Below are 22,150 nucleotides of genomic sequence, written 5' to 3' on the forward strand. Positions count from 1 at the left end.
ATTTATTCCTTTATTTCCTTAAAATTCATATAATATTTGCTTACATCCATTTAAAATAATTACATAAATAGTGAAAATAGATATAAAACAATAATATTGAGATTTAATATAATATTTATTTATAATTTGAATATTTTATAGACTTAAAGAGAACCCAAAGGATGTCTAATATAGCTATTATTATTATAATGATAATACATACATTTAACAGATTACCCCAGTTCATTATAGGAAATTTGTGTATATTTGATAATATTGATATTTCAGTTATAAAATTTGAGTTCCAAATCTTTGGATTTAATAAGAATATAATTAATATTGCTGTAGATAATCCACTTAGAATTGAATAAATTACAGCTGATTTTATGGTCCATTTACCAGCAATAAGTTTTACTAACTCCTTAGATATTCCTAATATAAATAGGATAATTATAATAAAACCTAAACTTTTTATTGCATCTAAATTAAAAATAGGAATCATTCTTATCTCATCATTAACAGTTATATATGCTCCTAAATGTTGTGGCATAAAATAAACTACAATAAAAAATATAGTTGTAAATATAATGCCCACTATAGATTCCGATGTCTTAATTCTAATTTTTTCATTTGGTACTTCTGGTAAGCTGGACGGATCCCAAGTTTTTTTATCTTTACCATTCCCATCTATACCTACACCTTTATATTCAATAATTGCAAAAATTCCTGTTACCCAAACTGCACCTTGAATAGCTCCGGAGAAAAGTGAGGTAATATACACTGTAATTACGTTAGCTATTTGAGATACATTTGCAGGTACATTAAATATTCGACCAACTATGGTCGCTACTGTTATTCCTAAAAATACCGCTAAAAATACTATTTTTAAAACATAAATATACCTATCAAAATATTTTGGCCCAATTAAATATCGTTTCTCTCCTCTATAATTATCTGCAAGTACTTCAGGATCTCCTAATTCTTTAAGAGCTTTATATGACTTTTCTTCATAGGTTAAATTTTCGTCATAACCGTTGATTATATCATCGATAAGCCCCCTAATTTCTTCCTCTACTTCTTTTCTTTCCTTTTCTGGTAGTTTGCAAACTACAGCATATACATATCTATCAATAACATTCATAAAACCCCTCCTACTATTCAATAAAACTATTGGTTGTTTTCACGATATCTTTCCATACATCACAAAGTCTTTTAAAAACAATTTCACCTATTTTACTCATCACATAATATTTTCTAGGCTTCGTTCCATCAGTATCCCATGAACTTTCCAAAATTCCCTGCCTTTCTAATCTTCTAAGTAAAGGATAAAGTGTACTTGCATCTATTATCATTCCTTTATCTTGAAGACTTGTCACAAGAGAATAGCCATATTGTGGTGTCTTTAATTGACTTAATACACTTAAGACCAACGTTCCCCTTCTAAGCTCTAGAGTTAAACCTTCTATTAACTCATCTTCCGTAACTTTATCCACAATATCACCTCCTATTATAATTATACTGTATGTCATACACTATTGTAAATAATATATTATATGTTATTTTATAATATTTTGTTCATACAAAAAAAAGCCCTGATTAATCAAGGCTTTAAAAATTTATTTGTTCTCTTCATAAAAAATATAAACTTATCATAAGGCTCACCTTTTCTAATGTATTCAATCTATTTTCCTTGTTGTGCAGTCACCTTAAATGGTTGCGTAAAGCTTACTCCGCCTTCTCCTACTATTACTGCACGAACATATGGAGTAGGTGATGTAACTTCCTTTAAATTTAGAGAATTTCCTCTTCCTAGATGTCTACTATTTGAACCTATCCATTCAATATATTGGATATTCTCCCCTTCTATTGTTATGGTATCCTTATCATTATCAACTATAATATTAGTAATAGTTGGAGCTGGAATGTTAGGATTATTTTTTCTATTATTCTCTGCACTTATATTAGCTGTAAAATAAAACTCTCCATTTTCCATAGCTCTTTTAAGTTTTTCTGCAGTATACTCTCCATCTATTAACATTTTATTATAACTTGTATTAATCTGATTAAGACGATGTGAATCAGCATTTGCGAATCCCCATACATTTCTCTCCCCTATTATATCTGTTAATATATTGTCCCATAACTTCCTATCATTGGGATATCTATCATCTCTATTTATAACTTCTAATCCAACTAAACTTGGAAATTGTTTATATAAATTCACATACCACATATGTGACTTATCATACCTTCCTGGATGATTTAAATGTGATATTGCACCTTGCCCTTCTATATACTTTAGTACTTCTTCTTCAGTTGATAACTTCTCAAATTCCTTTAAGAAAAACCCATTTATATGATGATGTTTAGATGAAAACTCAGCGCCTGGTATACCATTTAATCCTTTTGGTATAATTACATTTTTATCACCTTTTTTAGGATCATTCCAAGGATATGTTAAGCGATCATGGTCAGTTATTGCTAATACATCATATCCAAGCTCTGAGTGCTTATTTAATACTTCTTGTATTGTATCTCTTCCATCACTTTTGTTTGTATGAGCATGGAAATTAGCTTTTAATTGATTTGCTGTATGCCAATCTATATTCTTATAAGGATTGTCTATTGTATAATCTACATTCTCTACAGCTTTAACTTTTATAGAAGATTGAAGTTCTCCACCCTTAGATGTAGGTATTGCTATGTTTTTATCAATACCCTTAGCAGTTATAAATCTACTGCCTTTTGAAGGTAATACTTCTATTGCTTTTCCTTCTTTTAAATCTATTAATTTATCCTCATAATTTATAGTTTCTATGGTTTCATTCGGCATTGAGCATAATCTAGATATACTTGTATCTTGTTCATCTGCTATTCCTAAAGCCTTTGACCCAATAGTTGACGCTACTATAGTTGTCATTAAAATACACTCTATTATTTTCTTATGCTTCATATTATATCACCTATACTTTCACATGAATTTAATATTTTATTGTAAAGATCAAACTTATTATAAAACTTCAAGCAGATATCTTATAAAAGTATTTTAAAATTCTTAAAGTTATAAAATCTATATATAATTATTTTGTCCAAAAAATTAAAATATATTTTTTAGTTTTAAAAATAAAAGTAGCCACCTAAAAATAAAATTTTAAGATAGCCACTTTTAAAAATTACTTAATTTTATAAAAACTATAACATATAAATTTATATTAGTTATTCAACTTTTCTTAAGTACAAACTAACTTGTATAATACCACTTTAATATTAGTTTTCTATGCCGCTGTTTTTTGCCTAGATAAGACAATAGATGCTCCAACAATGAGTATTCCGCCTATAATAGAATACATAGATAAGGATTCTCCAAATAAAATAAATCCCCAAGCCGTATTGAAAAATATTCCTATATATCTTACTACTTCCACAATTACAGCATTGGCATTTCCAAAAGCACCTGTTAAGAATATTTGTGCTAACAATGATACAGCTCCTAAAATAAATAACAAAATAAATTCTCTTACTGTTGGTACTACAAAATTATTTCTCATTAGTATAGCAGCTACTATAGTAGATGCTGATAAGAAATAAAACACAATTTCATAATGATGATGTTTCTTAGATTTGGCCAATTTTCTTATAGTAATTGAAGCACTTGCTGATAAAATTGCACTTAATAATCCAAAGATAGCATAAAAAGAATAAGTAGAATATCTAAAAGGATTTATAATGACTGCCGCGCCAAATAGAATAATAATTATAAATATCCATGCATTTTTCGGTAATTTTTCTTTTAGAAAAATAGATGCAAATATCATTACAAAAAATCCAGATAAGTGGGCAAGTATTGCTGCATCTCCTAACTTCATTGTGGAAATAGCAAAGAAGTAAGTTACCATATAAAGTCCTCCAAGCATACCTCTAAGTAACAATAATGGTTTTTGCTCTTTAGAAAACTTTACATTAGAAATTTTCATTAAAATTAATATTAATATTGTTCCAATTATACCTCTAAAAAATGCTATTTCATTAGATGGTATTCTAGAACTTACAGACTTCACCAAAACATTCATTATACTAAATGTAAAAGAAGACAGTATTGCTAACATAACACCTTTATTTACTTTCATTAAATCGCTCCTCAACTATAATTTTTGCATTATTTAAGATATCATCTTTAAATATATGATTATTCATATTTTCTTTTCCTTTATCATTAATAAATCTATTCAAATGCATATCAAACACATATATTAGGTCTTTTGTATTTTTCATCTCTATATCTAGCATAGCCCCAATATTGTATAAAAGTTTAATCTTTCTATAGTCCTCGAAGGGCATTCTAGGTATATTCCATTTACCTAAGCTATCTTTGTAAATTTTAGGATAGGGAACCTTTGAAAACTCAAGATATTTGCCCTCTTTATCAGGAATAGAAAAAGGATCTATTAATATTGAAGAATATCTAACATAGAGTAAATACTCCTGTTTTATTTTACTGTATTGAGTAAAGCTATCTATATCATCTCTGGATATAGATTCTTCCATCACAGGATAATTATCATCATTTAAAAACTTAAGAAGATTCATAGGTTTAATTTTTAGATGACTATATACATTAGATATTTCTTTCCATAGAGAACACATGGTGGCAATAGTTTTCATTGTTATTGGTCCCTCAGGATATAGCTTGTACACATATTTATTTGTTTTATCATAATCAAATACTTGATTTAAACTAATATCATTAATCAAGAAAGCTGGATGCACAAATACAGTTATGTTCTTACTTTCTACTTCTAATGGTTCATCTAATATTTCATAAATAACTCCGATTTCTTTTAAAAAGCTTTTAAGAACTAGTATTTTAGAACTCTTTTTAAAAGTTGAACCTATATATATCTTTTTCTTCAAAGCTTTTGTTGTTATTTCTAATAAAGATTCCTTAGAAGTATACTTTGTAGCTCCAAAATAATTTGATAAACTAATTATTTCAATATCTCTTGCATACAATTTTAAATAATTAGAAACCAAGATGCTTGACCCAAATTCTGGTGACATTAAAATAATAGTTTTGATTTTTTTTAGTTTGTTAAAATCCACTTTTTCTAACACTTCTATATAACAGTCGCAAGGCACACACAATATAATAGTTTCCCAAATATCTTCTATGTTAGAATAATCTATATATAAGTTTTGTAATCTATAACTTCCTTCCATCATAGCTAATTCTTTTTTAGCTACATTTCCTTTTAATGTGAAATTGTTGTTTTTTAATTCTTCTACAAAACATATAGACTTACTACTATTTCTAATAACTATTCCAATTTCATCTGAAAATCCCTTAGATAAATTAATTATCATGTTAATTGCTACTGGTCCAGAACCTATTATTAGTGTGTTTTTTAAACTGTTACTCATATTTTTATTCATCATAAAGTTTTCTCCAAAACTACACTTTCATAAATATATTTATTATCTTTTATTATTGTTTTTTGGCAGTTCTTTATTTCTTTTATATCCAAAGGATAATTAAATATACTTTTTAATTTATTTCCATATCTCAAAATAACCTTTGTATCACCATCAATATTTTCTAATAAATATTTTGCCATATCTAATTTGGGTTCAACTAAAGAAGCTATTATAATATGGCTAAAACTATTTAAATCAAAATTACTTATATCTTCTGATGAAAATGATATATTTTTAATGCCATACTTATCAGATAACTTCTCTGATAGCTCAAGTGCTTCATTATCCACATCTAAACAAACTACTTCAGAATTAACTTCATCATTTATAGTGAATGCTGTTATAGGCATAGCCCCAGAACCTATAAATAAAATTTTTGATTTATTATTTATATCAAATTCTAATATTTCATTTTCTACTGCAAACCTTAGTTCATCAGAATACTTAAATGAATCTAAGTTATTATTTAATATGCTGCGAGCTTGACATTTTTCAACCCATCCTAAAGCCTTTGAATTAGCCTCTCTCACTTCTTTCACTAAAGTATCATAGTCTTCTTTTGATACATATTTGCTCCATTTTAAATTGTTAGAACTATCTAATATAAAATCGCATACGTAATCAAGCTTATCTTTCAAAACTATAAAACATTCACTATGTTCCTTACATAAACTCATAATTTCATTAATATCCACGTTTATTAATTTTAAATCTAATAAAAATTTATGTTTTTCCATATACATTAACCTCTCAACCTCTTTATACTTTTAATATTCAAACATTAATAAAATAATGTTATATCAATACTAACTGCAATTAATTGGTGTCACACTAAGATAACCTTTCTTTGTACAACAAACCTCTACTTCTACTTTATATACCTCTTTTAATAGTAATGGATCTAACACTTCTTCCGGCTTTCCTTCTTTAGCCACATATCCTTCGCTAAGTAGTATAAACTTATCACTGTATCTTGTAGATAACGCTAAATCATGGATTACTATAATAGTAATAGCATTGTTTTCTGTGGTGTATTCTCTTGCTAGATCTAAAACCTGTAATTGATGCCTTATATCTAACGCACTGGTTGGTTCATCTAATAGTAATATCTTTGGCTTTGAAACTAAAGCTTGTGCCATAATCACAAGTTGTTTTTCTCCACCACTTAAACTAGAAAACTTATTATAGCTTAGATGACTTAAATTTATTTTCTTTAATATTTTATTTGTTTCTTCTAGCTTATCTTTAGAAATCTTCCATCTTAGATCCTTCATATGTCCAAGCAATACCATTTCAAATACAGTTAAATTAGAGTTACTATTACTCATCTGTGGAACATAGGCCATTTTCTCTATAGGAATTTTTTCCTTTGGATTTCTGTCCATATGTATGGTTCCTTCATAATTGATCATTTTTGACATAGCCTTTATAAATGTAGTCTTTCCTGTACCATTTGGGCCGATAATAGAAGTTATTTCTCCCTCGTGAAAGGTAGCGGTAATATCTTTTAGTACTTCTTTATTTTTAAACTTAACTGAAACTTTTTCTGCTGTAATAAAACTCATTATTCTGCTCCTTTCGATAGTAATAAAAATAATAAGAATGGTACACCAACGATAGATGTAACAATTCCTATTGGTATTAAGGCACCTGGCTTTATTATTTTAGATATTATAGAAGCAACAACCATAATAAGAGCGCCAAACATGGCAGAAACAGGAGATAAATATCTTTGATCTTCTCCAACTGATAATCTAGCAAAGTGAGGAGAAATCAATCCTATAAATCCAATAGGTCCTATAAAAGAAACTGCCCCAGTTGTTAGTAAGGTTGCGATTGTAAATACTTTTAGTTTTAGCTTGTCTACATCTATTCCAAGGCTTCTTGCTCTTTCTTCACCAGCAGATAATGCGGTTATTTTCCACACTACTGTTGTGGTTAATAAAAGGCATATAATAAAAATTGACATTGTAACAAAAACACCAACCCAAGTAGATTTTAGTAAACTTCCAAACATCCAAAATACAATTTGTTGAGATACTTCTGGTGCAGACATATATTGAACTAAGGATTGCAGTGCCTGAAATAAAAAGTGAATAACAATCCCTGTTAATATCATTGTTATAGATTTCATCCCTTTATTTTTTCCTATAAAGTAAATACACATACTAGATATAAATGAAAATAAAAATGCCATCAGCGGTATAGAAAGCCAACCTATATTTCCAATAGTAAACCCTGTTAAAATAGCAAGTGAAGCTCCAAACCCTGCTGCTGAAGAAATGCCAAGAGTATATGGACTTGCTAAAGGATTATTAAGTATTGTCTGCATATGAGACCCTGCAAGACCTAATGAAGCTCCAACAAATACACATGTGAGGGTCATTGGCAGTCTTATAGACCACATCACAGCTGAATGTACACTTTTGTTCTTTGGTCCTTGTAACAATGTACTTATTACATCAGATAAGGACATACCAGATGGTCCAACAGCTAAATCTATGATACAAAATACAGCTAATAATGAAATTACAATAACAAATAAAAGAAGTCTTTTTTGATTGATATTTTTGTATATATGCTCTCCATTATTTAAATCTTCTAGTGCTTCTTTTTTATTTGTCATTATCTATTCCTCCTTTATCATAAAAGTACCCTCTGGTTTTACAGGTAAATACTTTGCATAGAACTCATTTAGGTTTGCTAATGGATCTACATCTGTAAACTTTTCTGGGTGAATAACTTTCGCAATATATTGAAGATATACGTAGTCATAAAGTGTTCTAAGTCCACTGTGGTCAACACCATATATTTCTTTATCCTTCACTGCATTTAAATTCTCCCAACCTGGTCTTTTCAAATACATATTCATTGTTTCTAAAGCTCTTTCTTTTTTAACATCAAATCCCATTTCAAATCTTTGTTTACCTTGATCTTTAGAATTGGTTTGTCCAGAAAAAATTATAAGCTGTGGATTGCTAGAAATAACATACTCAGGATTTAATGGTCCATAGTCTGTAATTTTTCCCTGTGCTATGTTGTTGCATTTTGCAGTTTTAAGTATATTTCCCCATAGAGAATCTCCATAAGAATTTCCATAGGTTTCTGGTCCTTGGCTTGCAAGCTCAAAATAAACAGATTTAAATTCACTTTCTGGTATTTCTTTTAACTTATTTTCAACATCTTCTGTCTGTTTTTTATAGTTTTCTATAAGTTCTTTTGCTCTTTCTTCTGTTCCAAGAAGCTTACCAAGTATTTCTGTGCTCTTTATATGTTTTTCTAAAGTAAATGAATTGTAATCAACTACTGCTATAGGTATTCCAAGATTTTTAATTGTGTTAATACCATCTCCTAATTTTTTTGCTTGATAAGGTGCAAGAATTACTAAATCTGGTTTGGCATCAATTAGCTTTTCCATACTGAAACTATCTAAATAAATTGAACCTGTATCTATACAGCCTTCTAAATTTGGAATTGCTTCTGCATATTTAGTCCACATTGCATTCATTAAATCTTTTGTTTCTCCTTTTGATATGGCAACGATTCTATCTAACTTAAAATCTCCAGATACAGCAAGATAATTTTCTATATAAAACCCTAAAAATATTTTTTCTGCTGGTTTTTCTAAAACAATTTTATCTCCGTTAATATCTTCTACCTCAATAACCTTACTTTCTGCAGACTCACTTTTCCCATCTCCTTGTGAGCAGCCCCCTAAACTTATAATCATTAATAAAGTTAATATAATACTAAATACTTTTTTCATAAGTATTCCTCCTAAATTAGTTCGGTAATTTGAAATTTTCCGATAATTGTAATGTGATTAAAACTATTTCTCAAATTTTTATCATTCTTATATAATTTTATGTGCATTTTAAAATGTATATTATTAATTGATAACGCACATTATTTGCATTATACAAACCTTTTTCTCTAAGAAAACCTTTCACCTCCTATAAAATAAATTATTTTTTCATAAATAATAGCCCTTTAACAACAGTTAAAGGGCTATTTATCCAAAAAAATATTTTTCAAACATTTATACCCCCCCATCGCTCGTAGAGTTATTAGTATACTAAAACAGGCAGGTCTTCTGGCTTAAGCATCAACATTCCTGCAGCCTTCCCAGTTTCCCAGTGGCGCAATTGCAGGAACTCATCTATTACAGTGGCGGGACCGCGTGGGATTCAAACCCACTTCCCTTTTAATTAATAGATATTAAAATATCTATCAAACCTATTTTCAATATATTCAATTTTCCAAAATCATTTTAGCACATTATGGTTACATTTAGCAAATACTTTTTAATATTCCATGATAAAGACCATACAATTTAGATTCTTAAGAGTCCAAATTGTATGGTTTTTTGTCTATTTAATTACATTTTTCACTTCAATGCTATAACGCAAAATTATGATAAGTAAAGTCTTTTAAAATTTTAGTTAATTTATTAAATCTGCTAGTAAATTCAATAATTGATATTGCTCATGAACCTAATTTCCACACTTCAATAAATAATTAAAATTCTTGGATATACTTTATATATAACTATTTTTTCTCTAACTTTATCACACACTCAAAATGTATTATAAAATATACTCTGAAATCCTCTTCCTTATGAAAACCTAATCAAATAGGTTGATTAACACTACTTAAACTAAATATTTTTAATCAAATTAACCATTTCAATTGCTGTACAAGCAGCATCATATCCTTTATTTCCAGCCTTTGTACCCGCTCTTTCAATAGCTTGTTCAATGTTATCTGTTGTAAGCACTCCAAAAATCGTAGGGATTCCTGTTGCTAACCCTATAGAAGCAATTCCTTTTGATACCTCTGCACACACATAGTCATAATGGGTAGTAGAACCTTTAATAACTGCTCCAAGACAAATAACTGCATCATATTTTCCAGATGACGCCATCTTTTGTGCCACTAATGGAATTTCAAAAGCTCCTGGAACCCATGCAAGGGTAATATCATCATCATTAACTCCATGACGTATTAATGCATCCTGAGCTCCCGATATTAATTTTGATACAATAAATTCATTGAATCTTGCTGCTACAACTCCTACTTTTATATTGCTTGCTACTACATTTCCTTCCAATTTTCTCATTTCTTTTCCTCCAATTATTCTTTATAATTTTCTTCCCTTAACCATGAATACTTTCGTCATATCACACTAATAAGTTGTCATATGTTCCATCTTTATTTGTTTAGTCATAAGGTAAAATCTATCATCTTTGTTAGGATTAATTTGAATAGGAACACGCTTTTTTATAGTAATACCGTAATCAGCTAGTCCTGTTATCTTTTTAGGATTATTTGTTAAAAGTAAAAGTTCTGTTGCTCCTAAATCATATAATATTTGAGCACTAATTCCATAGTCTCTTAAATCTTCTGGAAAACCAAGCTTAATATTAGCCTCTACCGTATCACACCCATGTTCTTGAAGTTCATAGGCCTTTAACTTATTGATAAGTCCTATTCCTCTTCCCTCTTGACGCATATACAGAATAATTCCTCTTCCTTCTTTTGCAATAGCTTTCATAGCAGTATCAAGTTGTTCACCGCAGTCACAGCGACGGGAGCCTAATATATCACCAGTTAAACATTCAGAATGGAGACGACATAAAACAGGTTCTCCATCAGCCACATCTCCCATTACTAAAGCTACATGCTCCTCTCCATTTAATGTGTTTTCATAACCATAAATAGTAAATTCGCCGTACTTGGTAGGTAGCTTTGCTTTTGCACTCTTCTTTATAACACTTTCTTCTTTTAATCGATAAGATACTAAATCTGCAATAGTTATCACCGTTAATTTATGTACTTTTGCAAATTCCAAGAGTTCTGTGGTACGCATCATCATTCCATCTTCTCTCATAATTTCGCAGCATAATCCACATTCTTTAAGTCCTGCAAGCTTTACCAAATCAACAGTTGCTTCCGTGTGTCCCCTTCTTTCAATTACGCCGCCATCTTTTGACTCTAAAGGAAACATATGACCAGGACGTCTAAAATCTTCCGGCTTAGCATCATCTTCTACCGCTTTTATAGCAGTAATGGATCTTTCATAAGCAGAAATCCCTGTAGTGGTATCTACATGGTCGATAGAAACAGTAAAAGCTGTAGAATGATTATCTGTATTATTGTTTACCATCTGCTCTAATCCAAGCTTCTTAGTTAACTTGGCACTCATAGGCATACATATTAATCCTTTTCCATAACATGCCATAAAATTTACATTTTCCTGTGTTGCAAATTCTGCTGCACATACTAAATCTCCTTCATTCTCTCTGTCAGGGTCATCGATAATTAGAACGATTTTTCCACTTCTGATATCTTCTATTGCTTCTTCTATTGTGTTTATTTTTTTCATAATATCATCCTCCTAAAAACCATGTTCGATTAAAAACTGTTCCGTAATCTTACTATTTTCTTCTGATTCCTTTGATTTTAAAAGCTTTTCAACATATTTTCCTACCATATCACATTCCAAATTTACCTTATCACCAATTTTCTTATAAGATAAAATAGTTTCTTTTTGCGTATGAGGTATAATTGATACTTTAAATCCCTCTTCATCTACACAGGCAATGGTCAGACTGATTCCATCTATTGCAATAGATCCCTTTTCCACAATATAGCAAAGCTGTTTTTTATCTGTGGTAATGGTGTACCAAACAGCATTGTCATCTTTTCTTATGTGCGATATGCATCCTATCCCATCAATATGTCCAGATACCATATGTCCTCCAAATCTTCCATTGGCAAGCATAGCTCTTTCTAGATTTACTTTTGAACCGCTTCCAATATTCCCAAGAGTGCTTCTGTTCATTGTTTCAGACATGACATCTGCAGTAAATCCATCCTTTGCCATATCAGTTACGGTAAGACATACTCCATTAACTGCAATGCTATCTCCAATTTTTGTTTCATCCAGAACATCCTTACATTCAACAGTTAAAATAGATGATTTGCTTCCATTTCTAACTGACTTTATAGTTCCTATCTCCTCAATAATTCCAGTAAACATAATTTCAACTCCTCAAATATCCTTCTATGCAGAAATCATTCTCAAACTTTATTATTGTGGTATCTTCTAGTTGAAAGGCATCACTCATCTGTTCCCGTCCTTTACCTTCAACAGGCGTAAGTGCTTCTTTTCCTCCAATTATCTTAGGTGCTATGTAAACATACGCCTTTTTTATAATTCCTGCCTCTAGAGCTGCCTCGTTTAAGGTTCCTCCCCCTTCAAGCAGAATGCTATCAATGCCTTTTTCGCCAAGCTTTTCCATGAGCTTCTTTAAATCAATTCTTTCATTATCACGAAATTCCATAAGAGTTACCCCTGCCTTGCTAAGCTTATACTTCTTCTCTCTATCTCCTTTGCAAAAAGCAATGATCGTCTCAATTTCATGAGATGATTTTACAATTTTGCTCTCTAGTGGAATTCTTAAGTTGGAATCACATATGATTCGAATAGGATTTACTCCATGGTCTATTCTGCAGTCTAACATTGGATCATCTGCTAGTACTGTTCCTATTCCTACCATAATTCCTGTGTATCTTTTTCGGAGATAATGCACATGTTCTCTAGTATCTTCTCCTGTTATCCATTTGGAATTCCCTGTACTAGATGCAATCTTTCCATCTAGGGTCATTGCATATTTTAATATGACAAAAGGTTCTTTCGTGGAAATGTAATGAAAGAATACTTCATTTAGTTTCCTACATTCCTTTTCTAATACTCCAATTGTTACTTCAATGCCATGTTCTCTTAAAAATTCAATTCCTTTTCCACCAACTAGAGGATTAGGATCAGTACAACCTACAATAACCCTCTTTATCCCATATTCCACAATGGCTTCTGTACAGGGTGGTGTCTTCCCATAGTGACAGCATGGTTCCAAAGTCACATACAATTCTGCCCCTTTCGTGTCTTCTATGCAGCTTAAAAATGCATTTCTCTCTGCATGGAGATCAGCATATTTCATATGCCATCCTTCACCTATGATACGTCCATTCTTTACGATGATGCATCCTACCATTGGGTTTGGAGATGTATATCCAATCCCCAGTTTTGCAAGCTCTAAAGCTCTTGCCATATAATTTTCATCCAAGCAATCCTCTCCTTTTTACTTCAGGCAATAGTTAGGAGAATTTTTCTTTTAAAACACAAAAAGCCCTGAATATAAAAATATCCAGGGCATAAAATTCGATAGTTATTAAATTTAGATTGCATCAAAAAAACATCCGCAAAATAAATATAACGACTGCATCAAAATAAGTAGAGATATTCTCTCTGCTTCTTCTCCCATCCAGACTTTACTGTCGGCTTTGGAATTGCCAGATAATCAATTATCAGCTTCACCAAATCAGCAGTCCATGTACATGAACCGCTCGCGGGCTTTACCGCCGGTAGGGAATTTCACCCTGCCCTGAAGAACTTATTTTCTTATTAACTTTTACATTATTTAATATAACATTAAAAAAATACTTTGTACAGTACTTTTCTTAATTTTCTGAAAGAGAAATTTCCTCTCAATTATTAAAGTAAGTAGCAGTTATACTAAAAAATTTTTATTACTACTAAAGAATTATTAAATTAATTACTCAAAAAAACCTTTATGAGAAATCTTTATATCATTATTTGCATTTATTTTTATATTTAAATTGCCACTTGCATTTTTTCCAACAATTCTAATAATATATTTCCCACTTTTAGGTGTAGTAAAATTTATATCTCCACTTTCATTTGATTCATCTTTTTTAGCTATTATATTATAATCTGAATCTAACACTACAACATAAAACTTACCTTTGTTAATTTTTGTATTATCATTTATAGTTATTTTATTATCTTTGTCTGAAGTAAACTCTATTATTGACCATTTACCTGTAAATCTATCAAAATCAAAGCTTTTGCCATCTTCAGTGTCTTTTTCATTTTTCATAGAATAAACACTTCTTTTTGCTTCTTCACTTGATAGATAGCTATCTGAACTAATATAAAGTGAGCTATTTTTATATAACATACTTCCTATTAGTAAGATTGCTATTATAAATGTTAGACAAATATTTATTAACCTACTTTTCTTTTTCATTCTATTCTTCCCCCATTTTTATGTTATCAAGTTATGAATAAGTTATTGTTATATGTAATACTACTGGATAAATATATATAATATACTTATATTATCCAATATTTATTGTATATAATATTACATATACTTTCAATGCATGAAAATTATAATAATAAAAATATACCCCTTTGAATTAAGGGGTATATTTTTATATATTAATATTATTTAACTTAGCTTTCTTTTTAACCATTTAGCAACAATCGCTATTAAAATTAAAACAATACTACCACCAAGCAGCCAATATTTTTCATCAAAACTGCCATTCTTCATAGACAATATATAAAAATTGCCTACATACTTATTTTTTGTGGCCATATTTAATATTAAATAACCAATAGAAGCCATATAACCAAGTATAGTACTGCCTGATATAGCAGATGAGCAAAGTCCTACACTTCCTAAAAATACAGCAGATAAAAAAGTACCTAACATATATTTTATAAGTGGAAAATCACAGCCCTTATGCTTTAATATCAATATAAAAGAACCCACTAAAACAAAAATAATTACTAAGTTTAGAATTATTCTAACTGTGTAAGGTATAAATAGTGACATTGGTTTTGATGCCACTATTTCATCAATTTCTCTTTCTTCCTCAGGAGCAAATATTGGCACAAGAAGTATGATGCCAATGATAGCCACATAGTTTTCGAGACAAATTGCACTGGACACTGCATTAAGGTTTGATGTTCCTTGAATGAAGGGCAGAGCAAATAAAAATACAACTGAAAATGCTAAGTTAGCGAGTGTACTTAACTTTAGGTTTACTTTTATTAAAGCTAAACCATTTCCCCATTTTTCTCCTAATGTCAAGCTTACCCCTCCTTTTTTGTTCATATATAAATACAGTTATTATAACTATTAACAGTGCAAGTCCTGTAATTACAAGTCGATTTGTCATAATTTTACTAAAATTTTCCCCAATCAACATACCCTTGCCACGATTATTGTGACGAACAAATAATCCTAAAAGTGGATAGTCACCTGTAAGTTGTATATTGTTTATGTTGAAAAACCATATAAATAACTCTACTGCAATAGCCACTGGTGTATCTGTCAGTGTAGTTAGAAACATTCCTATAGCTGTAACAATCATAAGTGTAGGCAATATCCACCACACTATATATTTTACAAATGCAAATAAATCAATAGTCAAATTCTCACTGTTTGCAAAGGACATAAAAGTTATAGTTTCTTTAATGCCTAATATTATGATTGGCAACATCATCATAAAAACAAGTGAAAAATACCGTGATAAAACAAGCTTTAAAGAAGAAGTTTCCCTAAAATAAACAAGCTCCTCCATTTTACTACGTCTATCCTTAATTGATGTAAATACCACTACAAATATAGGAAATATCCCCATAACAATGCCCATATAGTCACAGAATAATCGTGCATATCCGTTGGTTAATTTATCATTTTGTATCATATATTCATATTCTTCAACTGCTTCCTCATAGGTAACAGGTATACGAGTGAACCTACCGATAAAATCTTCTCCATAGGCAGAGCCTCCTCCTAAAAGCTTATCAATACTTGCCATTAACTCCTTAAATCTCTCGAGTGTTATATCTTCACTAACTGGTAAAGAAGCGGAATTAGTATTCTCCCATAGTAAGTTTAATTCTTCTATAGTTTTCCCAGTTATCTCTTCCAAAAAAAGTTCTATTTTTTTTGTTTCACTATCATCTAACTTAACAATTTTATAAAATCCCAGTGGATAAGTCACATATGAATTTTCTTTATATTCACGATATAAGTTATCTACTGTCTTTGGTATCATTTCCTTTGACGGTGTAGACTCTTTTTCACCATAAGGAGCATAATGTGTTTCCATATCTATTTTAGGTGGTGGAGAAAGTAATGTTTTTAAATCCTCCGAAGTAGTAATTCCCATTTGTGAGATATAAAATGATACTGCAACTGCAATAAAAATATAATATATATATGTTTTCAATATATTTCTGCACTCTTTAAAAAATAAGCTCATTTTGCCTGCCCTCCCATCAGTAGCATATATCCATCTTCGATGGTAGAGTTGCATGGTATAGCAGTATCAAAAGGCTTACTATCTGCCAAAACTCTAAGGGTGACATTGCTGCCTTGTGAGAGCATAGAGGTCACCATACATTTATCTTTAATATTATTCAAATCCTTTTGCGATACAGTAATTGTATAAACCTTACCACTTGCAAACTCAGCAAGTTTCCCAGTTGTACCTTTGTAAATAACTTTGCCATTATTTAAAATTGCAATGTTTTCACAAGTTGCTTCAATATCTTCTACAATGTGAGTGGAAAGGATAACAATTCGATCCTTTGCAATTTCACAAAGTAAATTTCTAAAACGTATCCTTTCCTCAGGATCAAGCCCTGCTGTTGGCTCGTCAACAATTAAAATCTTTGGCGCATGCATAATAGCTTGAGCAATTCCCAGTCGTCGTTTCATGCCTCCTGATAGTGCCTTTACTCGTACTTTTTGACAATCATATAAATTAACCTTATCTAACAGTTCTAAGATAATTTTTTTCCGCTCTTGTTTTGGTATTTCAGACAGTACACCTAGATAATCCATAGCTTCATATACTGTCATGTTTGGATACATAGAGAACTCCTGTGGTAAATATCCTACCATTTTACGAATATCTTTTGTATTTTCAATAGGAACACCACATATCGTTACAGTTCCTTCATTTTTAATTAGAAGTGTAGTAAGTATACGCATTAGTGTGGTTTTCCCTGCACCATTTCTACCAAGTAGTCCAAACATACCACTTGGTATTTCAAGATTTATATTATCAAGTACTGTTTTCTTGCCAAATTTTTTAGTAAGATTAGATATCATAATTTCCATAAGTTTTATCCTCCAATGTATTAGTTGATAAATATTCAAAAATAAACGCAATAGACAATCCCCCAATGGTTAGAGGATATATTGCATCACCAACAAATTGTGGGTACAATATAACAAATATAAAAGCTATTATAGTGAAAATCACAGTACCCGTGGCTTTTATAGTAAGCCTGCGATTAAGGGCTTTTATACGAACTTTTTCAAGTTCTTCATACTCTAAAATATTGACTTTACACCACATACCATTTAAAAATTCTCGTTCACTTTTCATTTTGCATATCCTCCTTAACATATTTTTGAAGTTTGTTTCTTGCCCTATAAAGGATGATTTTTATTTGCGGTAATGACTTGTCCATAATTTCTGCAATTTCCTTGTAGCTAAATCCATAAATCTCATAAAGACAAAATGCAATACGGTAATCAGCCTTTAGGCTATTAAGTAGCTTTGCTGAATATTTTAGCCTTTCTTGCTGTTCCATTAACTCATATAAAGTTGGTTCTGTACTTACTAAGTTTACATCTTCTAGACTTACAATATTAGAATCTTTATTTTTGCGTATAAAATCTATACACTTGTTTCTTATCACTGCAAACAGAAATGTTTTAAATGTATTTTTAGCCTTGTATCTATGACGATTTATGTATATAGCTGCAAAACTTTCTTGTACAATATCTTCTGCCATATATACATCTGTCAAAAAGCTAAATGCAAAACCAATTGCTTTTTCTCTATGTCTTAGAACAAGTTGTTCAAAAGCTTTTGTATCACCATTTTTAGTTTGCTCCATTAACATGTTGTCATCACAAATATAAATCACCACCATTCAGTAAAAAAGTTAATTCCTAACTCTTCCTTCATAAGCTTACACGAAAAAAACTTGAAGAAGTTACACTTAAATTAAAAATGATGAAATTAATTTAAAACAAATTAATTTCTTTAGATATTTACTAAAAAAGCCAGTAAAGATTTCAAATTGAAATCTCTACTGGCTTATATATTTAACTTATTATTCAATTCTACATTCAACTTCATTTCACTCTTCCAGCAAATAGTTTATCTCAAGTTTTTTAATATATTCTTTTATCTATAGTTCCTCTCTATGTAAAAGTAAAAGAACTATAAAATAAAAACCTTGCAAAATAACTATGTATTTGCAAGGTTTTTACTTATTATTTCATCTGAATATATACAATACTTAAATGTCAATCGCTAACTTTTGTAAAAATTTCTCTCTCTTCACTTGAGCGCCTTTAGAAACATCCCCACAATGAATCCACTTGGCATTTTTAATTCCAACACCTTTTAATGTAGCATTAATAAATGTTTTCTGAATCATATTACCAGCAAGATATTTTACATACCAACGTGGAGCTTGACCTGTTGTTATCACTTTGGCAGATTTAATATGGGTTAATTTCCCCTTTAAACCTGAACTCGATTCTGTATATGAGAAATTTTTCAACATAACTTTATCAATGAAACCTTTAAGGATAGCAGGGGTATTGTACCACCAAAGAGGAAATAGAAAAATAATTTCATCTGTTTTTTTTAGCATATTTTGATATTTTGTTACCAAAGGGTCCTTATGTTGTCCTTTTGAGTACAAAGCCAATTCCCCTTCAGTCATAACAGGGTTAAAGTTATCTTTATTTAAGTCAATTACCTGGTATTCCTTTTTCTTTTTTTCTAAAGCAGTTGTTATTGTATCCAGTATAGCCTTATTAAAACTTCCGTGCCATGGATGAGAAAATATAATTGTTACCATCTTGAATCACCTCTCAATAAATATTATAAATATTTTAAAATGTCTGCTCCTAATGCATAGGAAGCCTTTTTATATTGATTATTTTCATAAACCTGCAATTCATATGTGCTTGCATTAAGGTTTTGTATAAACTCCATACCAAGATAATTGGAAAGCATGTTGATGGATTTAACGATGTTTTCAACCCCTGCATTGGCTTCATTGATATCGCCATAGGTAGTTAATAGTACAATTTTTTTATTTAATAAAATATTATGATCTACTGCATATAACCGGTCTAAAAAAGTTTTTAACTGTCCACTCATATTAAAAACATAAACAGGGGTAGCAAAAACCAAAATATCTGCTTTTTCCACACTTTTATAAATATCCTGCATATCATCCTTTAATACACATTGACTTTGACTACTTTTTTGACAGGTGTTGCAGCCTGTACAATATTGTATATTTTTTGACTGGAGATAAATTGTTTCTATTTGGGCTGATGGTGTTAAATCTTCTACACCTTTTAAATACTCTTTTAATAAAATAGCTGTATTTCCTTGCTTTCGTGGACTTGCTAAAACAGATAATATATTCATATTTATTCTTTCCTTTCAATTAATTCGGTGAATGAATACTCTTATGCACATATATGCATATTATGATGTTTTTAAAAAGGCATACCTGCCTTTTTAAATTTTACTGCTGTATTAATTTTTTTAAATTGATTGCTGTTAACTCAAATTTTTCAAGAATATATTTATCGTTCAATTCATAAAAAACACTTCTATTTTCTTTTGTTTTATTAACTATTCCATATCTATGCATTAATTCTAAATGTCTTGAAATAACTGAACGGTCCTGTGTAAAATTTTCAGAAATATCTTTGATATTCTTAATGCCATTAACAGCAAGATATTTCATAATATCACATCGTACTGGATCAAATAAAGTCTTAAAAAATTCAAAATCAATACTTTCTTCTATTTCTTTGGCGCAGTCTAAAATTAAATCATTTTCATTCATATCTATCACCTAATTAAGATTATATATGCACATTCATGCACATGTCAATAATAATTTATAAATATTATTATGAACCATCCCTTAAATATATATAATCATATAGAGTTGACAAGATGTAAATATCATGTTACGATATCAAAAATTAAAATTTCATAAAAATCCTCATCCTTAAGGGTGGGGTAGAGGCGCGATTGCTAATATTAACTATATCGAGGTCGGAAACCTATGACATATAGTGAAAGGAGCCGTCGCCGAAGTTTCAGATACCAAAATCTGATGCTGGGTCTGTATTTAATAGGTACAGGACTGTCATCATCGTATTTGCTCGATACTTTGATGTTGCGCTATCTCACATTGAGCCAGAAAGGAGAGGATGTCTTTAGCTTTGCTATACGCATATAAGCACCCGACAAACCTGTTAGGTGTTTTTATTTTTCGTATTAATTTTAATTTTCTTACAATATTGTAAATTTAATGAACTAACATTGATAATTAATTACTTAAAAAGGAGGATGAATATATGGCTAATAATAATTTAAATGATTTAACTCAAGTAAAGGATTCAGGTTTTAAAAAAGAAATTAGTCTATTTGGTGGGGTCAGCATTTTAGGAGGTATAATGGTAGGGTCAGGTATTTTTTATCTAGGCTCATATGTATTAATGAGAACTGGAATGAGTCTTGGCTTAGCTTTATTAAGCTGGATTATTGGAGGCTTAGTTTCTCTATTAGGTGGTATTTGTTATGCTGAGCTAGGCGCTTCAGATCCCCGTGCTGGTGGACTAACTGTATATTTAAGTGAGGCCTATTCACCTATGGTTGGTTTTTTAGGTGGTTTTAATAGTTGGTTAATCGCTGGTCCTGGCTCTATTGCTGCCATAGCAATTGCACTACCAAGTGCTTTAACCATTATTATGCCTCTTGGAGAATGGACGATTAAAATTCTTGCTATCTTTTTAATCATAGCATTGACCATTGTAAATTATTTCGGTGTTAAATTTGGTTCTAAACTGCAAAATCTATCTATGATCGCAAAATTAATTCCTATTGGAATCATAATGATCTTAGGACTTTTATTTGGAAAAGTATCACCTGATTTAAGCCTAGTTCCCAAGACAGCAGATGCAAGCTTTGGCTCAGTTATTAGTATGATAGCCTTTGCTGTAGTAGCAAGCTTGTGGGCATATGAAGGCTGGACTAATTTAAATACCGTAGCTGAAGAAGTAAAAAATCCTAAGAAAAATTTACCCCTTGCTATCATTATTTCTATCCTTTCCATAACAGCACTGTATACATTATTTAATTATTCCATATATAAGGTTATACCTATTGATGAAATTGAAAGTTTAATATCTAATAATCAATATTATTTAGGAACTTATGCAGCAGAAAAATTGCTAGGAAATACTGGTAGTATTTTAGTTGTAATAGGAATGGTAGTTGCTATGTTTGGAGCTTTAAATGGTTGTATCTTAGCCTTCCCAAGAATGTATTATGCAATGAGTGAACAAGGTCATTTCTTTGAAAGTTTTAGAAAATTGCATCCTGTACACAAAGTGCCCTATGCTCCTTTAATAGTACAATGTGTAATATCTGTGATACTGGTATTACTTAGAAACTTAAATCAATTAACTTCTTTAGTTGTATTCTCTGGAATGATGTTTAATACTTTAGGTGTATACGCAGTTATGATTTACAGGAAAAAACGTCCTAATGTAGAAAGACCTTATAAAGTAATTGGCTATCCTATTACAGTAATCTTAACAACTTTTATCTTCGTAGGATTAATGATAAATACCTTTATTGAAGATCCTCAAACCTCAATTATTGGTTTATTGGTGCCAGCCATTGGTACATTATTTTACTTCTATTTTGATAGAAAAAATAAAACTTTACAAGAAAATATAAGGGGATGATA

At 30.3% G+C, this 22,150-nt stretch carries 23 protein-coding genes and 3 riboswitches; of the genes, 1 reads left to right on the plus strand and 22 read right to left on the minus strand.

Annotated features, from left to right (window positions below; genetic code table 11):
* Positions 1–115 precede the first annotated feature (115 nt).
* From ACWPW7_RS19065 to ACWPW7_RS19170, 22 genes are all read right to left on the minus strand, one after another.
* Complete coding sequence (locus tag ACWPW7_RS19065; protein ID WP_454054798.1) at positions 116–1,120, minus strand: hypothetical protein; 1,005 nt, start codon at positions 1,118–1,120, stop codon at positions 116–118.
* Positions 1,121–1,133: 13 nt separating this feature from the next.
* The gene (locus tag ACWPW7_RS19070) at positions 1,134–1,472 is read right to left on the minus strand and encodes a PadR family transcriptional regulator (RefSeq protein ID WP_454054799.1); all 339 of its coding nucleotides are present in this window, start codon (positions 1,470–1,472) and stop codon (positions 1,134–1,136) included.
* 188 nt (positions 1,473–1,660) lie between these two features.
* Positions 1,661–2,932 carry a PHP domain-containing protein gene (locus ACWPW7_RS19075; RefSeq protein ID WP_454054800.1) on the minus strand — a complete coding sequence of 424 codons (1,272 nt, stop codon included), beginning with the start codon at positions 2,930–2,932 and terminating at the stop codon, positions 1,661–1,663.
* A 322-nt stretch (positions 2,933–3,254) separates the two neighbouring features.
* Positions 3,255–4,106 (minus strand): DMT family transporter, encoded by an 852-nt coding sequence (locus ACWPW7_RS19080; protein WP_454054801.1) that lies wholly within the window; start codon positions 4,104–4,106, stop codon positions 3,255–3,257.
* Positions 4,093–5,412 carry an opine metallophore biosynthesis dehydrogenase gene (locus ACWPW7_RS19085; RefSeq protein WP_454054802.1) on the minus strand — a complete coding sequence of 440 codons (1,320 nt, stop codon included), beginning with the start codon at positions 5,410–5,412 and terminating at the stop codon, positions 4,093–4,095. The genes ACWPW7_RS19080 and ACWPW7_RS19085 overlap by 14 nt, the downstream gene beginning before the upstream one ends.
* The gene (locus tag ACWPW7_RS19090; protein ID WP_454054803.1) at positions 5,409–6,188 is read right to left on the minus strand and encodes a nicotianamine synthase family protein; all 780 of its coding nucleotides are present in this window, start codon (positions 6,186–6,188) and stop codon (positions 5,409–5,411) included. The genes ACWPW7_RS19085 and ACWPW7_RS19090 overlap by 4 nt, the downstream gene beginning before the upstream one ends.
* Before the next feature lie 69 nt (positions 6,189–6,257).
* Entirely contained in the window at positions 6,258–7,016 is a 759-nt protein-coding gene (locus ACWPW7_RS19095; RefSeq protein WP_454054804.1) for an ABC transporter ATP-binding protein, read from the minus strand.
* Complete coding sequence (locus ACWPW7_RS19100) at positions 7,016–8,077, minus strand: FecCD family ABC transporter permease (protein ID WP_454054805.1); 1,062 nt, start codon at positions 8,075–8,077, stop codon at positions 7,016–7,018. Before ACWPW7_RS19100 ends, ACWPW7_RS19095 begins: the two co-directional genes overlap by 1 nt.
* Before the next feature lie 3 nt (positions 8,078–8,080).
* Positions 8,081–9,217, minus strand: coding sequence for an ABC transporter substrate-binding protein (locus tag ACWPW7_RS19105; protein WP_454054806.1), 1,137 nt, complete (start codon positions 9,215–9,217; stop codon positions 8,081–8,083).
* Between the two features lie 300 nt (positions 9,218–9,517).
* Positions 9,518–9,706, minus strand: a riboswitch (cobalamin riboswitch).
* Positions 9,707–10,108: 402 nt separating this feature from the next.
* The gene (ribH, locus tag ACWPW7_RS19110) at positions 10,109–10,570 is read right to left on the minus strand and encodes a 6,7-dimethyl-8-ribityllumazine synthase (protein ID WP_454054807.1); all 462 of its coding nucleotides are present in this window, start codon (positions 10,568–10,570) and stop codon (positions 10,109–10,111) included.
* Between the two features lie 66 nt (positions 10,571–10,636).
* Positions 10,637–11,836 (minus strand): bifunctional 3,4-dihydroxy-2-butanone-4-phosphate synthase/GTP cyclohydrolase II, encoded by a 1,200-nt coding sequence (locus tag ACWPW7_RS19115; protein WP_454054808.1) that lies wholly within the window; start codon positions 11,834–11,836, stop codon positions 10,637–10,639.
* Between the two features lie 12 nt (positions 11,837–11,848).
* Positions 11,849–12,493, minus strand: coding sequence for a riboflavin synthase (gene ribE, locus ACWPW7_RS19120; protein WP_454054809.1), 645 nt, complete (start codon positions 12,491–12,493; stop codon positions 11,849–11,851).
* 4 nt (positions 12,494–12,497) lie between these two features.
* Positions 12,498–13,565 (minus strand): bifunctional diaminohydroxyphosphoribosylaminopyrimidine deaminase/5-amino-6-(5-phosphoribosylamino)uracil reductase RibD, encoded by a 1,068-nt coding sequence (gene ribD / locus ACWPW7_RS19125; RefSeq protein ID WP_454055541.1) that lies wholly within the window; start codon positions 13,563–13,565, stop codon positions 12,498–12,500.
* A 197-nt stretch (positions 13,566–13,762) separates the two neighbouring features.
* Positions 13,763–13,910: riboswitch (FMN riboswitch) on the minus strand.
* A gap of 159 nt (positions 13,911–14,069) precedes the next feature.
* Positions 14,070–14,564: a hypothetical protein gene (locus ACWPW7_RS19130; RefSeq protein WP_454054810.1), complete on the minus strand. Its 495-nt coding sequence runs from the start codon at positions 14,562–14,564 to the stop codon at positions 14,070–14,072.
* A 204-nt stretch (positions 14,565–14,768) separates the two neighbouring features.
* On the minus strand, positions 14,769–15,416 hold the full coding sequence (locus tag ACWPW7_RS19135; protein ID WP_454054811.1) for a hypothetical protein: 648 nt from the start codon (positions 15,414–15,416) through the stop codon (positions 14,769–14,771).
* The gene (locus ACWPW7_RS19140) at positions 15,343–16,596 is read right to left on the minus strand and encodes an ABC transporter permease (RefSeq protein ID WP_454054812.1); all 1,254 of its coding nucleotides are present in this window, start codon (positions 16,594–16,596) and stop codon (positions 15,343–15,345) included. Before ACWPW7_RS19140 ends, ACWPW7_RS19135 begins: the two co-directional genes overlap by 74 nt.
* Positions 16,593–17,459: an ABC transporter ATP-binding protein gene (locus ACWPW7_RS19145; RefSeq protein WP_454054813.1), complete on the minus strand. Its 867-nt coding sequence runs from the start codon at positions 17,457–17,459 to the stop codon at positions 16,593–16,595. The genes ACWPW7_RS19140 and ACWPW7_RS19145 overlap by 4 nt, the downstream gene beginning before the upstream one ends.
* Entirely contained in the window at positions 17,440–17,730 is a 291-nt protein-coding gene (locus tag ACWPW7_RS19150) for a hypothetical protein (RefSeq protein WP_454054814.1), read from the minus strand. The genes ACWPW7_RS19145 and ACWPW7_RS19150 overlap by 20 nt, the downstream gene beginning before the upstream one ends.
* Entirely contained in the window at positions 17,720–18,283 is a 564-nt protein-coding gene (locus tag ACWPW7_RS19155) for an RNA polymerase sigma factor (RefSeq protein WP_454054815.1), read from the minus strand. Before ACWPW7_RS19155 ends, ACWPW7_RS19150 begins: the two co-directional genes overlap by 11 nt.
* A 372-nt stretch (positions 18,284–18,655) precedes the next feature.
* A complete protein-coding gene (locus tag ACWPW7_RS19160) occupies positions 18,656–19,225 on the minus strand; it encodes an NAD(P)H-dependent oxidoreductase (protein ID WP_454054816.1) in 570 nt (189 codons plus the stop codon).
* Positions 19,226–19,248: 23 nt separating this feature from the next.
* On the minus strand, positions 19,249–19,806 hold the full coding sequence (locus tag ACWPW7_RS19165) for a flavodoxin family protein (RefSeq protein WP_454054817.1): 558 nt from the start codon (positions 19,804–19,806) through the stop codon (positions 19,249–19,251).
* 100 nt (positions 19,807–19,906) lie between these two features.
* Positions 19,907–20,233, minus strand: a complete 327-nt coding sequence (locus ACWPW7_RS19170; RefSeq protein ID WP_039633574.1) for an ArsR/SmtB family transcription factor — start codon at positions 20,231–20,233, stop codon at positions 19,907–19,909.
* 172 nt (positions 20,234–20,405) lie between these two features.
* A riboswitch (Lysine riboswitch) is annotated at positions 20,406–20,588 on the plus strand.
* Between the two features lie 165 nt (positions 20,589–20,753).
* Between ACWPW7_RS19170 and ACWPW7_RS19175 the strand changes: the two genes are divergently transcribed.
* The gene (locus ACWPW7_RS19175) at positions 20,754–22,148 is read left to right on the plus strand and encodes an APC family permease (RefSeq protein ID WP_454054818.1); all 1,395 of its coding nucleotides are present in this window, start codon (positions 20,754–20,756) and stop codon (positions 22,146–22,148) included.
* The last annotated feature ends 2 nt before the right edge of the window (positions 22,149–22,150 follow it).

The sequence above is a fragment of the Clostridium sp. Marseille-Q7071 genome, from assembly GCF_965112025.1.

Excerpts from the sequence above, each read along its gene's own strand:
- ACWPW7_RS19140 (WP_454054812.1), bottom strand. The coding sequence starts at position 16,596 with ATGAGCTTATTTTTTAAAGAGTGCAGAAATATATTGAAAACATATATA.
- ACWPW7_RS19130 (WP_454054810.1), bottom strand. The coding sequence starts at position 14,564 with ATGAAAAAGAAAAGTAGGTTAATAAATATTTGTCTAACATTTATAATA.
- ACWPW7_RS19175 (WP_454054818.1), top strand. The coding sequence starts at position 20,754 with ATGGCTAATAATAATTTAAATGATTTAACTCAAGTAAAGGATTCAGGT.
- ribH (WP_454054807.1), bottom strand. The coding sequence starts at position 10,570 with ATGAGAAAATTGGAAGGAAATGTAGTAGCAAGCAATATAAAAGTAGGA.
- ACWPW7_RS19090 (WP_454054803.1), bottom strand. The coding sequence starts at position 6,188 with ATGGAAAAACATAAATTTTTATTAGATTTAAAATTAATAAACGTGGAT.
- ACWPW7_RS19160 (WP_454054816.1), bottom strand. The coding sequence starts at position 19,225 with ATGGTAACAATTATATTTTCTCATCCATGGCACGGAAGTTTTAATAAG.
- ACWPW7_RS19100 (WP_454054805.1), bottom strand. The coding sequence starts at position 8,077 with ATGACAAATAAAAAAGAAGCACTAGAAGATTTAAATAATGGAGAGCAT.
- ACWPW7_RS19150 (WP_454054814.1), bottom strand. The coding sequence starts at position 17,730 with ATGAAAAGTGAACGAGAATTTTTAAATGGTATGTGGTGTAAAGTCAAT.
- ACWPW7_RS19155 (WP_454054815.1), bottom strand. The coding sequence starts at position 18,283 with ATGGTGGTGATTTATATTTGTGATGACAACATGTTAATGGAGCAAACT.
- ACWPW7_RS19080 (WP_454054801.1), bottom strand. The coding sequence starts at position 4,106 with ATGAAAGTAAATAAAGGTGTTATGTTAGCAATACTGTCTTCTTTTACA.
- ACWPW7_RS19145 (WP_454054813.1), bottom strand. The coding sequence starts at position 17,459 with ATGGAAATTATGATATCTAATCTTACTAAAAAATTTGGCAAGAAAACA.
- ACWPW7_RS19115 (WP_454054808.1), bottom strand. The coding sequence starts at position 11,836 with ATGAAAAAAATAAACACAATAGAAGAAGCAATAGAAGATATCAGAAGT.
- ACWPW7_RS19075 (WP_454054800.1), bottom strand. The coding sequence starts at position 2,932 with ATGAAGCATAAGAAAATAATAGAGTGTATTTTAATGACAACTATAGTA.
- ribD (WP_454055541.1), bottom strand. The coding sequence starts at position 13,565 with ATGGCAAGAGCTTTAGAGCTTGCAAAACTGGGGATTGGATATACATCT.
- ACWPW7_RS19105 (WP_454054806.1), bottom strand. The coding sequence starts at position 9,217 with ATGAAAAAAGTATTTAGTATTATATTAACTTTATTAATGATTATAAGT.
- ACWPW7_RS19085 (WP_454054802.1), bottom strand. The coding sequence starts at position 5,412 with ATGATGAATAAAAATATGAGTAACAGTTTAAAAAACACACTAATAATA.
- ribE (WP_454054809.1), bottom strand. The coding sequence starts at position 12,493 with ATGTTTACTGGAATTATTGAGGAGATAGGAACTATAAAGTCAGTTAGA.
- ACWPW7_RS19095 (WP_454054804.1), bottom strand. The coding sequence starts at position 7,016 with ATGAGTTTTATTACAGCAGAAAAAGTTTCAGTTAAGTTTAAAAATAAA.
- ACWPW7_RS19065 (WP_454054798.1), bottom strand. The coding sequence starts at position 1,120 with ATGAATGTTATTGATAGATATGTATATGCTGTAGTTTGCAAACTACCA.
- ACWPW7_RS19170 (WP_039633574.1), bottom strand. The coding sequence starts at position 20,233 with ATGAATGAAAATGATTTAATTTTAGACTGCGCCAAAGAAATAGAAGAA.
- ACWPW7_RS19165 (WP_454054817.1), bottom strand. The coding sequence starts at position 19,806 with ATGAATATATTATCTGTTTTAGCAAGTCCACGAAAGCAAGGAAATACA.